Source organism: Hydrogenophaga sp. (assembly GCF_051007235.1).
Lineage (GTDB): Bacteria > Pseudomonadota > Gammaproteobacteria > Burkholderiales > Burkholderiaceae_C > Hydrogenophaga.
This window is the reverse complement of record NZ_JBPCSJ010000099.1, coordinates 1-12,080: the sequence shown is the minus strand read 5'-3', so window position 1 is coordinate 12,080 and position 12,080 is coordinate 1. Positions and strand designations below refer to the sequence as shown.

The 12,080-nt window shown below is 68.2% G+C and carries 13 protein-coding genes; 5 read left to right on the top strand and 8 right to left on the bottom strand.

Features of this window, described 5'->3' with window-relative positions; all coding sequences use genetic code 11:
* On the top strand, window positions 1-240 hold a 240-nt coding region (locus ACR2JA_RS03795; RefSeq protein WP_434007790.1), incomplete at its 5' end, for a glutathione binding-like protein.
* A 48-nt stretch (window positions 241-288) separates the two neighbouring features.
* On the opposite strand, the gene hpnE is transcribed toward ACR2JA_RS03795, so the two are convergent.
* The gene (hpnE, locus tag ACR2JA_RS03790; protein ID WP_434007789.1) at window positions 289-1,653 is read right to left on the bottom strand and encodes a hydroxysqualene dehydroxylase HpnE; all 1,365 of its coding nucleotides are present in this window, start codon (window positions 1,651-1,653) and stop codon (window positions 289-291) included.
* A gap of 205 nt (window positions 1,654-1,858) precedes the next feature.
* The gene (gene hpnD / locus ACR2JA_RS03785) at window positions 1,859-2,725 is read right to left on the bottom strand and encodes a presqualene diphosphate synthase HpnD (protein WP_434007788.1); all 867 of its coding nucleotides are present in this window, start codon (window positions 2,723-2,725) and stop codon (window positions 1,859-1,861) included.
* A 167-nt stretch (window positions 2,726-2,892) separates the two neighbouring features.
* Here hpnD and ACR2JA_RS03780 point away from each other — a divergent pair, with 167 nt between their 5' ends.
* A complete protein-coding gene (locus ACR2JA_RS03780) occupies window positions 2,893-3,207 on the top strand; it encodes a high-potential iron-sulfur protein (protein ID WP_434007787.1) in 315 nt (104 codons plus the stop codon).
* Here the strand turns inward: ACR2JA_RS03780 and ACR2JA_RS03775 are convergent.
* The 6 genes from ACR2JA_RS03775 to ACR2JA_RS03750 all read right to left on the bottom strand — a co-directional run bounded on the left by ACR2JA_RS03775 (window position 3,189) and on the right by ACR2JA_RS03750 (window position 9,722).
* Window positions 3,189-3,485 (bottom strand): hypothetical protein, encoded by a 297-nt coding sequence (locus tag ACR2JA_RS03775; protein WP_434007786.1) that lies wholly within the window; start codon window positions 3,483-3,485, stop codon window positions 3,189-3,191. The two genes, ACR2JA_RS03780 and ACR2JA_RS03775, sit on opposite strands and share 19 nt — an antisense overlap.
* 41 nt (window positions 3,486-3,526) lie before the next feature.
* Entirely contained in the window at window positions 3,527-4,741 is a 1,215-nt protein-coding gene (locus ACR2JA_RS03770; protein ID WP_434007785.1) for a geranylgeranyl diphosphate reductase, read from the bottom strand.
* Entirely contained in the window at window positions 4,738-6,099 is a 1,362-nt protein-coding gene (locus ACR2JA_RS03765) for a BCD family MFS transporter (RefSeq protein WP_434007784.1), read from the bottom strand. Before ACR2JA_RS03765 ends, ACR2JA_RS03770 begins: the two co-directional genes overlap by 4 nt.
* 133 nt (window positions 6,100-6,232) lie before the next feature.
* Window positions 6,233-7,108 (bottom strand): chlorophyll synthase ChlG, encoded by an 876-nt coding sequence (chlG, locus tag ACR2JA_RS03760; protein WP_434007783.1) that lies wholly within the window; start codon window positions 7,106-7,108, stop codon window positions 6,233-6,235.
* 167 nt (window positions 7,109-7,275) lie between these two features.
* The gene (gene ppsR, locus ACR2JA_RS03755; RefSeq protein ID WP_434007782.1) at window positions 7,276-8,724 is read right to left on the bottom strand and encodes a transcriptional regulator PpsR; all 1,449 of its coding nucleotides are present in this window, start codon (window positions 8,722-8,724) and stop codon (window positions 7,276-7,278) included.
* 56 nt (window positions 8,725-8,780) lie between these two features.
* Window positions 8,781-9,722 carry a cobalamin B12-binding domain-containing protein gene (locus ACR2JA_RS03750; protein ID WP_434007781.1) on the bottom strand — a complete coding sequence of 314 codons (942 nt, stop codon included), beginning with the start codon at window positions 9,720-9,722 and terminating at the stop codon, window positions 8,781-8,783.
* 320 nt (window positions 9,723-10,042) lie between these two features.
* Between ACR2JA_RS03750 and bchF the strand changes: the two genes are divergently transcribed.
* The 3 genes from bchF to ACR2JA_RS03735 form a co-directional block, all read left to right on the top strand.
* A complete protein-coding gene (gene bchF, locus ACR2JA_RS03745) occupies window positions 10,043-10,555 on the top strand; it encodes a 2-vinyl bacteriochlorophyllide hydratase (protein ID WP_434007780.1) in 513 nt (170 codons plus the stop codon).
* Window positions 10,552-11,898 carry a ferredoxin:protochlorophyllide reductase (ATP-dependent) subunit N gene (locus ACR2JA_RS03740; RefSeq protein WP_434007779.1) on the top strand — a complete coding sequence of 449 codons (1,347 nt, stop codon included), beginning with the start codon at window positions 10,552-10,554 and terminating at the stop codon, window positions 11,896-11,898. The genes bchF and ACR2JA_RS03740 overlap by 4 nt, the downstream gene beginning before the upstream one ends.
* Window positions 11,889-12,080, top strand: a 192-nt coding sequence (locus ACR2JA_RS03735; RefSeq protein ID WP_434007778.1) for a nitrogenase component 1, incomplete at its 3' end; no start/stop codon positions are given. The genes ACR2JA_RS03740 and ACR2JA_RS03735, both read left to right, overlap by 10 nt.

Here is a 12,080-nt window from a genome sequence, read left to right as displayed (position 1 = left end):
GCCGAGCGGCGCCTGGCCGTGCCGCTGCGCGTGATCGAGCAGCACCTGGAGGCGCAGCAGGCTGCCGGCCAGGCGCACCTGGCGGCCGATCGCTTCACCATTGCCGACCTGTGCGTGGCCGCTGTGCTCAACTGGGCGCGCCCCGCGCAGGATCTGATGCGCGACCACCCGCTCACGCACGACTGGATCAACCGCTGCATGGCGCGCCCGGCGCAGCACGCGGCCAAGGCGCTGGGCTGATTCGCAGGGGGCGGCCCAGCGCCCGCGGGCGCAGCGCCAGCCCGGTGGTCACCGGCTCGCCGCCGCGATGCCGCTGCGCACCGCGCCTTCAAGCGTGGCGGGGTAGGGTCCTTCGACGTAGTCGCCCGCAGCCCACAGGCCGTGGGCGATGGCGGCCGGCGGACGCTGCAGGCCCGGCGTGCAGGCAAAGGTGGCGCGTTTTTCCACCACCGTCTTGAGCGGGCGCAGTCCGCGCAGCCCCAGCTGGGCGGCCGCCTGGCGCAACACCGCGGCCTGCACGGCTTCCCGTTCGCCCTCGCTGGCGCTGACCACGAAGGCCATCACGCCCTGCGCGGCCGGGTCATCGGGGTGCAGCTGGCCGCGGTCAAAAGCGAACTGGGCCGGCGCCTCGGCACTGCTGTGCAGGGCCAGCATGGGCGCCTTCAGGCGCTGCCCCGTGGCCAGTGCGTACACGGTGGTGATGGCGGTGTGGGGCAGGGCGGCGGCCACCCGTGCCCAGTCGCTCAGCGCCTTCGCCGTTTCATCGTCGCGCGTTTCGCGCGCCAGGGCGGCGGTCTGGTTCATCACCTGGGCGGCGGGTCCCGCGGCGGTGGACCAGACGATATGGTCAAACGCGGTTTCAAACACCTGGCCATCTTCCACGCCCAGCAGCAGCCAGCCACCGGGGCGGCACTGCAGCGCACCCACCCGTGCGCCCAGCCTCACGCGGCTGTGGCCCCCGTGGTGCGAGCGCAGCCAGCGCGCGGCGGCCTGCGGCATCAGCGCCGACAGGTCGGTGCGCGGCAGCAGCAGGTGGGCCGGGCCCATGCCGGGGTGCCCTTGGCCGAACAGCGCGTCGCGCATCACGTTCAGAAAAATCTGTGCACTGGCCTGGTCGCCCGGTGTGTTCAGGGCCGACACGCACAGCGGCTCAATCAGTTCGTCCACGACCCGCGCCGGCAGGTCGGCGCACAGCGCGGCCACGGTCTGGCCGGGGCGTGCCGCGAAGCCTGTGAGGCGCCAGCCCAGCGCGGCGCGCAGCAGCGCCAGCCGGTCGCCCCAGGTCCAGCCACGCGCGGTGGCGATGGCGGCCAGCGCGTCCAGCGGCGGGGGCCAGTGCGCGGCCCAGGGCGGCGTCACCAGGCCACTGCCATCGGGGTGGGGCAGGCCCAGTGGCAGGCGCAGCAGCGCCGTGGCCGGGTCCACGCCCAGGGTCTGCATCAGGGCCAGCGTCTGGTGGTAGGCGCCGATCAGTATGTGCTGGCCGTTGTCCAGCGCAAGCGTGCGGCCGTCGGGCAGCGGCACGGGCAAGGCCCGCGCCCGGCCGCCCAGCACGCGGCTGGCCTCGAACACGGTCACATCGGCCCCGGCTTCGGCCGCGGTCACCGCCGCCGCCATGCCAGCCCAGCCGCCCCCGACGATGCCGACTCTCATGGCAGGCCATCCTTACCGTCGCGAAGGGCGAGTGGCAACGGGCCAGCCGCCGGGCCGCCCCAAGGCAGGCCCAGCCCCCTCGGGCGGCAGCGACCCGCGCAGCGGCGCAGCGTGGGGGTTGTGTTTCTCCGCCGGGCCGACCCAAGGCGAATCAGCACCCTCGGGGGGCTGAGAGACGCGCAGCGGTGGAGCGTGGGGGCCATGTTCACAGCCTGCCGAGGGCTTGCACCTTCCAGGCCAGCCAGAACTTGCGCAGTGGCGTCAGGCTCACGCGCTGGGTCAGCACAAGCAGCGGCTCGGCCTGTATCTCGCGCAGCAGGGTGCGGTAGATGCTGGCCATCATCAGGCCGGGTTTTTGCGCGCGGCGGTCGGCTTCGGGCAGCAGCGCCAGGGCTTCGTCGTACAGGCCCAGCGCGCGTTCGCACTGGAAGCGCATCAGTTCCAGGAACCGGCGCTCAAAGTCGGCCTTGTCCATGCCCGGCGCGGCGCCGCGCTTGACCAGTTCGTGCGCCTTGACGTCAAAGCGCTGCAGTTCGTTGACCGGCAGGTAGATGCGGCCGCGCGCCGCGTCTTCGCCCACATCGCGCACGATGTTGGTGAGCTGGAAGGCCAGCCCCAGCCGGTGGGCGTATTCCGTGGTCTGCGGCAAGGTCTGGCCGAAGATGCGCGCCGCCACTTCACCCACCACGCCAGCCACCAGGTGGCAATACTGCTGCAGATTGGCGAAGTCCAGGTAGCGGCTCTGGTCCAGGTCCATCTGGCAACCGTCGATCACCGCCAGCAGGTGCCTGGCTTCGATGCCAAAGGCCCCGGTGTGGGGCATCAGCGCCTGCATCACCGGGTGGCTCTGTTCGCCCGCGTAGGCCTGCGCCACCTCCCGCCGCCACCAGGCCAGCTTGGTCTGTGCCACACCGAGATCGCTGGTCTCGTCCACCACATCGTCCACCTCGCGGCAGAAGGCGTAAAAAGCCGTGATGGCGGCACGGCGTTCGGCGGGAAGAAACAGGAAGGCGTAATAGAAGCTGCTGCCAGAGGCGGCGGCCTTTTGCTGAACGTAGTCTTGCGGGCTCATGGGCATCGGTTTTTGGGGCAAGTGTACGCAGCCGCCACAGACCCCCCACCTTGTGCCGTTTGTGGCATACCCGACTGCGCTGACGTGTCTTGGCGAAACTTAAGTCTGGCTTCAGTCAGTCGGCGTAATCTGGCGGAGCCATTGTGCAAACAACCCACGAGAGAACCATGAAAAATTCCACCCGTCGCGTATTCATGTTGCAAGTCGCTGCAGGTTCGAGCCTGATCGCTGTTGGTGCCGCCCAGGCCCAGACAGTGCCCATGGTGAACGAGAAGGATGCCCAGCCGATGGCGATGGGTTATGCCGCCGACACCACCAAGGTCGATGCCAAGAAGTTTCCCAAGCACACGGCCGCTCAGAAGTGCGCCAACTGCGCGCTGTACTCGGGCAAGGCCGACGCTGCCTCCGGCCCGTGCGGCATTTTCCCGGGCAAGGCCGTGTCGTCCAACGGCTGGTGCAGCGCCTACTCCAAGAAGGCCTGATCGGTCTCGCGCTGGCGCTGCCAGCGCCGTCGAAGGTAGGTGAGGTGTGCCAGACCCGATGCGGCCAGGCACCCCGCGCCCCAAAACCAAGCCTGGCCCTGCAAAGCGCTCCGCAGGGCCAGCATCAGGCACAGGCCTGAGAGCAGGTTCAGCGCGTAGGCCTCGGGTGGCAGGCCCCGCCCCGTGGCACGGTGGTAAGCGGCCAACGCCAGCCACTCAACCAGCGTGATCGCGATGGCAGCGTCCACCAGGCTGGCGCTGTTCCACAACGACGACACGTCCATCCCTCAGACGCCCAGTGGTGAAAGCGCCATCGCGCTCATACCCGCGCCAGGCCGAGCAGATGCCCCACGTCTTTGAGGAAGATGCGCACGTGCGCCATGGGCTTTTTGCGGGCGAGTCGCTTGTGCATGTAGGACTCGAAGGTGAGTTGCTGCACGTCCCGGTCTTCGCAGATCTTGACGAAACGCTCTCGCCGCTTTTCGTTGCCGTACCAGAACCACTGCATCACGCCCAGCACCCAGAACACCGTGCCGTGCAGTTTCATGAAGCGCTGGCGAGCCATCCGCAGGGCCTTCACCTGGCCGGTGGCGAGCATCTCGTGCGCCGCCTCGGCCGCCAGCTGTCCACCCACCATGGCGTAGTAAATGCCTTCGCCAGAGGCGGGCGCCACCACGCCGGCCGCGTCACCCGCGAGCACCACGTCGCGCCCGTTGTCCCAGCGGGGCAGGGGCTTCATGGGGATGGGCGCCCCTTCGCGACGCAGCGTTTCGGCACCGGCCAGACCGCTGGCCTGGCGCATGCGTTGCACCGATCCGCGCAGCGAAAAGCCTTTGTCGGCACTGCCGGTGCCCACGCTCAGGGTGTCACCGTGGGGGAACACCCAGCCGTAGAAGTCGGGTGAAAAGCGCCCCTGGTAGTACACATCGCAGCGGCTTTCGTCGTAGTCTGCACTCCGTTCGGACACCGGGGGGGCGCGCAGGATCTCGTGGTACGCGAACACATACCGTGTGCGGTGGGCGCCGGGCACGCCGCCTTGGCGCGCGACCTCGGAGCGCGCACCGTCGGCACCCACAATGCAGCGCGCGCGCACCCGGGCGGGCAGGCCTTCGCCGCCGGGGTTGCGATCGCGCACGGTGTAGTTCACCACCGCCAGCCCGTCGGCCTCGCGTTCCAGTGACACAAACTGCCCGCTGCGCCGCACGGCGCCGGCGCTGGCGGCACGCTGTCGCAGCCATTCGTCGAAGCGGTCGCGGTCTACCATGCCGACAAAGCCGTTGTCGATCGGGATATCGACCCGGTGGTTCGACGGCGCGATCATGCGGGCGCAGCGCGCTTTGGCCACCAGCAGTTCGTCGGGGATCTCGAAGTCCTTGATCAGCCGGGGCGGGATGGCGCCGCCGCAGGGTTTGATGCGTCCGGCTCGGTCCAGCAGCAGGACCGAGCGTCCCCGGCGCGCGAGTTCGTGTGCCGCGGTGGCGCCGGCCGGGCCGCCGCCCACCACCACCACATCAAAAATGTCGTCGTTGTTCATGCGCTCAGCCGGGTGGGTGCTCCCATGGCAGGGCCATCGGCACGGGTGGACACAGCCGTCGCCGGCTGGGGTGGGGGTGTCGAGATGCGCCAGGCCAGCAGGGCCGAGGCGACGAAAGCCAAGGCTTCAAGCGCGAACACAAACGCGTACGCCGTGCCGGGAGCGGCAATCAGGTGGCGGGCCAGGTCGCTGGCACCGGTGCCAACGAGGCCACCCAGGCCAAAGGCGATGGCCTGCGCGGCGCCCCACAGGCCCATGCGCACGCCCTCGCGCGAGCAGCGCCCTTCGCTGGCCAGGCGCATCATGGAGCCGATCGCGCCGATGGAGAACGCGCCGTTGGCCGCGCCCAGCGCGAACACCGTGGCCTTGAGCGTTTCGCCGTGACCACCCATGCCCGCTGCCACCAGACCGAGCAAGGCCAGGGCCGATGCGATGCAGCCGCCGATCGTCCAGCCACGCAGCGAACCAAGCCAGTGCAGGGCTTTCCACCGCGCTGCCAGAGCACCCGATGCCGCCACCAGCAGCATGCCCAGCAGCACACCGCCGTGCTGGATGCCCGAGAGCTGGGTCGAGGCGCCCGGGCTGTAGCCGAACACCGTGCCCGCAAAGGGTTCGAGGATCAGGTCCTGCGCGCTGTAGGCGAGCATGGACACGAACACGAAAATCGTGAAGCGCCGGGCCACCGGCTCCCGCCAGACATCGGACAGGGCCTGCTGGAAGCTGGGCTTGACGGTGACGACCGGGGCTGCCGAGGGGGCGGCGACCCGTCCTTCGAGTCCGCGCATGGCCAGCAACGTGACCGCGAAGGCCAGCAAGGACACGGTGGACGACACCAGCAACAGCCGCTCGGGCGAGTACGGGTCGAGGAATTTGCCCGCCAGCCCGGCCGTGATGGCGAAGCCCGTGATCATCATCATCCAGACCAGGGTCGCGGCGCCGCCCTTGCGCGCATCGGGCACCCGCTTGGCCAGCATCACCAGCAAGGACGTGCCGCTGGCGCTCACGCCCAGGCCGACCAAGGCGAAGCCGACGACCGCCAGTGCGATGCCGGCCGGCCGGTGGGTCGCCATCCAGACAGTGGCCAGTGCAGCCACCACGCCGCCGATGCCCAGCACCGCCATGCCGCCGATGATCCACGGCGTGCGGCGCCCGCCGACGTCCGAACCATGGCCCATGCGCGGACGGGCCATCTGCACCAGGTAGTGCAGTGCTACCAGGATGCCCGGCAGCAGGGCGGGCAGCGCCAGTTCCACCACCATCACGCGGTTAAGCGTGGACGTGGTCAGCACCACGATGGCCCCCAGCGATGCCTGCACCAGCCCGAGCCGGGCCACGCTGAGCCATCCAAACGGCTTCATATCAATTGCCCTGCGGCGCCGAAGCGCCCTTCGTTACAACAGAAGTGGTCTAAGCCAGGGACACCGCCGGGCCGGCTTCGCCGGACGGCCAGTGCCGCCTCCCGGGGGGTGACGCGAAGCCGCGCGGGGGGGGTCAATTCATACCTCGCAAGGCAAAGGCGCTGACCATCATGCCGGCCACGAACAGCGGCACCCCGAATCCGCTGTACCAGAGCGCCCGGGCGGTCGGATCGGCCAGGAAGCGGCGCATCAGCACCGCCTGCCCCGCCAGCAGCGCCGCCACCCCCGCGGCATGCGCCGGCTGGTTCCAGACCAGCAGCAGGCCGATCACCGCCACCTGTGGCAAGAGCATGAACCAGCAGGCCACGCGCGCGGCGCGGTCTACGCCGAGCTGCACCGGCAGCGAGCGCACGCCCATCAGGCGGTCACCGGCCACGGCCTTGAAATCGTTGAGGGTCATGATGCCGTGCGTGCCCGCGCTGTAGAGCGCGGCCAGCGCCAGCGATTCGCCGCCGGGCATGGCGCCGCCGGCCATGACGGCCGCGCCTGTGACCCAGGCAATGCCCTCGTAGCTGATCCCGCAGGCCGCGTTGCCCCACCAGCCGTTTTCCTTCAGGCGCACGGGCCGTGCGCTGTAGGCCCAGGCCAGCAGCAGCCCGACGGCCGCCGCGCCAAAGCCCCAGGGGCCCAGGGCCAAGGCCACCATCAAGGAGACACCGGTCCAGCCGATGGCGAGGTAAAACCCCCACTGGCCGGGCATGCGGCCCGAGGGAATGGGGCGCTGAGGCTCGTTGATCGCGTCGACGTGGCGGTCAAACCAGTCGTTCACCGCCTGGCTGGTGGCGCAAACCAGCGGCCCGGCCAGGGCGATGCCGACGATGGCCATCCACCAGCGGTCTTGTAGCGACGCGCCCGAGGCGATGACACCACAGGCAAACGCCCACATGGGCGGAAACCAGGTGATGGGCTTGAACAGCTCGGTGACGGCCGATAGGGCAGGGCGTTCCATGGAATGGGTTGTACGCCGTACACAGGGGTGTGTCAATTAAAAATGACACATGGCGATGTCGGGCCTTCGCCTGCAGCGGATTTGACCCGGCCCCAAAAGCCAAAGAGCCCTAGAAGGGCTCTTTGGACAAGCGATGCGGTTGCGCCATGGGCTGTTGGCGGCAAGCCTCAGTGCACGTCGTCACTGGCCCCTTCGATGATGCCGAAGCGGCGCAGCTTGATGTAAAGGCTCTGGCGGGACAGGCCCAGCATTTCGGCGGCCGAAGCGCGGTTGTCGCCGGTCAGCTCCAGGGCCGCTTCGATGCACAGCTGCTCGATCAGGTCGGTGGTTTCCCGCACGATGTCTTTGAGCGGCAGGCGCCCGACCAACTCGGTCATCTGACTGGCCGAACGCGGCAGCTCTTTGTTGGAGCGCGCATCGTTGCTCAGGCGCCGACCCATGTCGCGGATGGTGAAACCCAGGCAAGGGTGCGCGCCGCCTTCGACCGACACGGCAGAGATCTCGACCTCGGACGTGGAGCCGAATTCGCCACGCAATTGGGTGGCGAACAGCCGCACCGTGCCGTGCTGGCGCAGGTTGGACAGGAGCACCCGGAAATCCACACCGGAGCGGCCCAGCCATTTGTCGAGCATCTCGCCCCGGGCCTGCTCTTCGTTGCTGAGCTGACCCATGTCCAGGAAGGCGCGGTTCACACTGAGGATGCGACCCTCCAGGTCGGTCACGACCAGCGCATCGGGGGCCGACTCCATGACGTGCATGAGTTGCTGCCGCCCGGCGGGCATGTTGAGTTCGGCCGCTTCCGGCCGCGTCAGGCGAACCAGGAACAGGAGGCGGTTGTCCTGGCGGAATTGTGTGGCGGCGATGAACAGCGGTTCGTTGCTGCCGATCAGCCGCACCTGGCGGGGATCCGATCGACCGGTGGCGCGCAAACGCTCCAGCATGTCCCGAACGTCGGGCAGGCTGTCGGGGTGCAGGCTGTCGGCCAACGTCCAGCCGCTCTGGCGGGCCGCTTCGCCCAGCAGTTCGTAGGCCGCCGGGTTGGCTTCTTCGAGCTTGTCGAGACCGCCATCCAGAATCAGCACCGGCTCGGACGCCATCTGGAACAACAACCGGTAGCGGGTCTCGATCTGGCGCAGGCGCCAGTAGTCGCGCTCCATGGTCTGCTGGGCGTTCACCAGGCGCTGCTGGAGCACCACCTCGGGCCGGAGATCGCGGCCAAAGGCCACGCTGCGGGTCCCTCCTGAGCTACGGATGGGGGCTACCGAGTAGGCGATCGGCAAATCGATGCCGTCGGACAGCAACTGGTTCACCTGGCGCCAGCGCACGCCGTCGCTGGTGAGCGCACCCTGGGTGTTGAGCAGAGCGAGGACCTTGGGCTGGCTTTCCTGCGTGACGGTCTGCAACCAGGCTTTGCCCAGCCAGTGCTGGCAACCGCTGTCAAGCATGTCTTCGCTGCCGACGGCCATGTCGCGGATGATCCCGTCCTGATCCAGGATGAGCACCACGTCGGCCGCGGCGGTGATCAGGTCAGCGATGGCATCCCCGCCCATGTTGGCGAGCAGGGGTGCGGGGTTCAGAAACTGCCCCTTCACCATCGCTTGGGTTCCCTGGGTCATCGGTGCCTTCTTGGTGGTTGAGCGCGAGCGGCTTCAAAGAGGCCGGTCCGGGGTTGTCAGGAGCGCAAACGGCTGTCGGCCACCAGCTTTTCGGCCTGGGAAGGGGCTTTTGCGCCGTCTGTGATGACGGCATCTGCCCGGATTTGTTCCCCGTACTCGGGGTGTAACAGAAAAATGGGCCCGCCGGCGATTATAGAGACGCGGGGGTTCTGGCTGACCTGGCGCACCAGCGCCATGGCCGCCCGCAAACGCTCGACCCCTGTTTCGCTGCCGAGCGAAAACCCCACCACGTCGTACCAGTCTTTTTTGACCATCACGGCCGCCGCGTCGGTGGCCAGGAAGCAGGTGACCACGTCCCAGCCGGCGCGGTGGAACAGCTCGGCGACGAGGGACAGCCCGAAGGTGTGCTGCTCGCCCGGGCAGGGCATGAGGAGGATGCGGCGCCCCTGTTCGCTCTGGCCCGACGCGGTGAACTGGCCGAACGCGGCACTGTTTTCCCGCAGTACCTTTTGCAAACGGCCCAGGCCGACGGTCACTTCGGTGAAGGTGCACAGGTCGCGCTCCCACATCTCGCCCAGGTGGCGCGCCACCGGCGAGAGCAGGTCGAGAAAGATCGCTTCGATGGGCACGCCGCGGTCGCGCAGGGCGATCACGCAATCGCGCACGGCGAAATCGTCTTCGTGCAGCACCAGTTCGGCAAACACGGCCACGTCTTCTGGTGTGACCCGCTGGTTGGCGGTCAGGGGATGGGCTGCGCATTCTTCCGGCACCCGGTGGGCCAGCATCAGGCGCGGGATGATTTCGTACTCGACCGCCTTGGCCAGCAAAACGGCACGCAGGCCATCTTCGTTGGCGGGGATGGGGGTGGACGTTCTGAGCAGGTCTTCAATACCGGGTGGAAACCCCGCCGGCGCCGACTCGGGCGACCAATCTTCTGAATAGCGAGCGGCAGATGCCTCGGCCTCCTGCGGAGACCTCTGCCTTGAATATGAGCCCATCCATGTCTCCTCGCGCTGATGCGCTTGTGCCGATTCACGCAGGGGCCACGGTGCTTTGCCGGTGCTTTCGTACGCCGTTCGAATGTTATGCGTAGGTGCTTTTCCAGATTGCCGGCTCGCCTATTTGTGTGACCTGGGCTTGTACGGCAACCCCGCGTTTGTATCGCTGACACACCTGGCCGTCAAAACATTTCTGATCGGCTGAGATGCCACTTTATCCATCGGTTATTTATTGTCAATAAAAATGTACGTCAAGTTAAGTTGACACTTTCACCGCGAAGCCCTAAATTGGGACCCAGAACGATCAGGAGACCCGTCAGATGCTTCCCGAGACCACCCGGCCGCCGAGCCCCGGCAGCCCTCTCTACACCCCCGAAGAGCGCCAGCGGCGTGATGCGACGGTGTGGACGCTGGTGCAGGGCGTGCTGGCGCCTGTGCAGTTTCTGGTGTTTCTGGTCAGCCTGGGCCTGGTGCTGCGTTTCCTGTTCAACGGCGAGGGTGAGCAGGCCGCGACGGTGTCGGTCGTGGTCAAGACGCTGACGCTCTACACCATCATGGTCACCGGCTGCGTCTGGGAAAAGGTCGTGTTCGGCCAGTACCTGTTCGCCCCGGCCTTTTTCTGGGAAGACGTGTTCAGCATGGCCGTGCTGGCGCTGCACACCGCCTACCTGCTGGCGCTCTTCAACGGCTGGTTCGATGCGCGCGGTCTGATGCTGCTGGCGCTCGCCGCTTACGCCACCTACCTTGTCAACGCTGGCCAGTTCATCTACAAGCTGCGCATGGCCAGGCTGCAGGGGCAGCACGCCATGGCGCCCACCGGAGTGGCGGCATGAGCACCATGATTCCGATCCAGCCGGCTTCTCGCGGCTGCGCCGACGCCCCGGTGCTCAAGGAACGTGGCCAGCGCGAGGTGTTCTGCGGCCTGACCGGCATCATCTGGCTGCACCGCAAGATCCAGGACGCGTTTTTCCTCGTGGTCGGCTCCCGCACCTGCGCGCACCTGATCCAGAGCGCGGCCGGCGTCATGATCTTTGCCGAGCCGCGTTTCGCCACGGCCATCATCGACGAGCGCGATCTGGCCGGTCTGGCCGATTGCAACGACGAACTGGACCGAGTGGTCACGCGCCTGATCGAGCGCCGGCCCGAGATCAAGCTGCTGTTCCTGGTGGGGTCCTGCCCGTCGGAAGTGATCAAGCTGGACCTGTCGCGTGCTGCGCAGCGGCTGTCGACGCGTTTCAACCCCGGCGTGCGGGTGCTGAACTACTCGGGCAGTGGCATCGAAACCACCTTCACCCAGGGCGAAGACGCTTGTCTGGCCTCGCTGGTGCCCAGCCTGCCGGCTCCGGCCGAAGGTGCCCCGGCCGAGCTGATGGTGGTCGGCACCTTGGCCGACGTGGTGGAAGACCAGTTCGCCCGCCTGTTCCAGCAACTGGGCATCGGCCCGGTGCGCTTCTTCCCGCCGCGCCAGGCGACCCAGCTGCCGCCGGTCGGGCCGAACACCCGCTTTCTGCTGGCCCAGCCCTTTCTGGCCGACACCGCGCTGGCGCTTGAAGCGCGCGGCGCGCAGCGCCTGGCCTCACCGTTTCCGCTCGGCGTCGAGGGCACCACCGCCTGGCTGCAGGCGGCGGCCAGCGCCTTTGGCGTCAGCGCCGACACGTTTGCCCGCGTGACCGCCCCGGCCCGCGAACGCGCCGCCGCCGCGCTGGCCCGCCAGCGCAGCCAGCTGGCCGGCCAGCGCATCTTTTTCTTCCCCGACTCGCAGCTCGAAATCCCGCTGGCCCGCTTCCTGTCGCGCGAACTCGGCATGTCACTGGCCGAGGTCGGCACGCCGTATCTGCACCGCAGCCACATGGCCGAAGAGCTGGCGCTGCTGCCCGAGGGCACCTTCCTGAGCGAAGGCCAGGACGTGGAAAAACAGCTGGACCGCTGCCGCGCCGCCCGGCCCGACATCGTGGTCTGCGGCCTGGGGCTGGCGAATCCGCTCGAAGCCGAAGGCCTGACCACCAAGTGGGCCATCGAGCTGGTGTTCACCCCCATCCAGGGTTACGAACAGGCCCCCGATCTGGCCGAGCTGTTCGCCCGCCCGCTGGTGCGCCGCGGGCGGCTGGCTGGTGCTGTCGCCAGTGCCACCGCGGTGGCCGCGGGAACCCAGCCGGAGGCCGTGCCATGCAACTGACGCTCTGGACCTACGAAGGCCCGCCGCACGTGGGCGCCATGCGCATCGCCACCGCCATGCGCGACGTGCACTACGTGTTGCACGCGCCGCAAGGCGACACCTACGCCGACCTGCTGTTCACCAAGATCGAACGCGACGCCAAGCGCCCGCCGGTGACCTACACCACCTTCCAGGCGCGCGAC

What these genes read in the sequence shown, in the direction of transcription:
- hpnE (WP_434007789.1), bottom strand. Translation starts at nt 1,653, where the DNA reads ATGAGAGTCGGCATCGTCGGGGGCGGCTGGGCTGGCATGGCGGCGGCG.
- hpnD (WP_434007788.1), bottom strand. Translation starts at nt 2,725, where the DNA reads ATGAGCCCGCAAGACTACGTTCAGCAAAAGGCCGCCGCCTCTGGCAGC.
- ACR2JA_RS03780 (WP_434007787.1), top strand. Translation starts at nt 2,893, where the DNA reads ATGAAAAATTCCACCCGTCGCGTATTCATGTTGCAAGTCGCTGCAGGT.
- ACR2JA_RS03770 (WP_434007785.1), bottom strand. Translation starts at nt 4,741, where the DNA reads ATGAACAACGACGACATTTTTGATGTGGTGGTGGTGGGCGGCGGCCCG.
- ACR2JA_RS03765 (WP_434007784.1), bottom strand. Translation starts at nt 6,099, where the DNA reads ATGAAGCCGTTTGGATGGCTCAGCGTGGCCCGGCTCGGGCTGGTGCAG.
- chlG (WP_434007783.1), bottom strand. Translation starts at nt 7,108, where the DNA reads ATGGAACGCCCTGCCCTATCGGCCGTCACCGAGCTGTTCAAGCCCATC.
- ppsR (WP_434007782.1), bottom strand. Translation starts at nt 8,724, where the DNA reads ATGACCCAGGGAACCCAAGCGATGGTGAAGGGGCAGTTTCTGAACCCC.
- ACR2JA_RS03750 (WP_434007781.1), bottom strand. Translation starts at nt 9,722, where the DNA reads ATGGGCTCATATTCAAGGCAGAGGTCTCCGCAGGAGGCCGAGGCATCT.
- bchF (WP_434007780.1), top strand. Translation starts at nt 10,043, where the DNA reads ATGCTTCCCGAGACCACCCGGCCGCCGAGCCCCGGCAGCCCTCTCTAC.
- ACR2JA_RS03740 (WP_434007779.1), top strand. Translation starts at nt 10,552, where the DNA reads ATGAGCACCATGATTCCGATCCAGCCGGCTTCTCGCGGCTGCGCCGAC.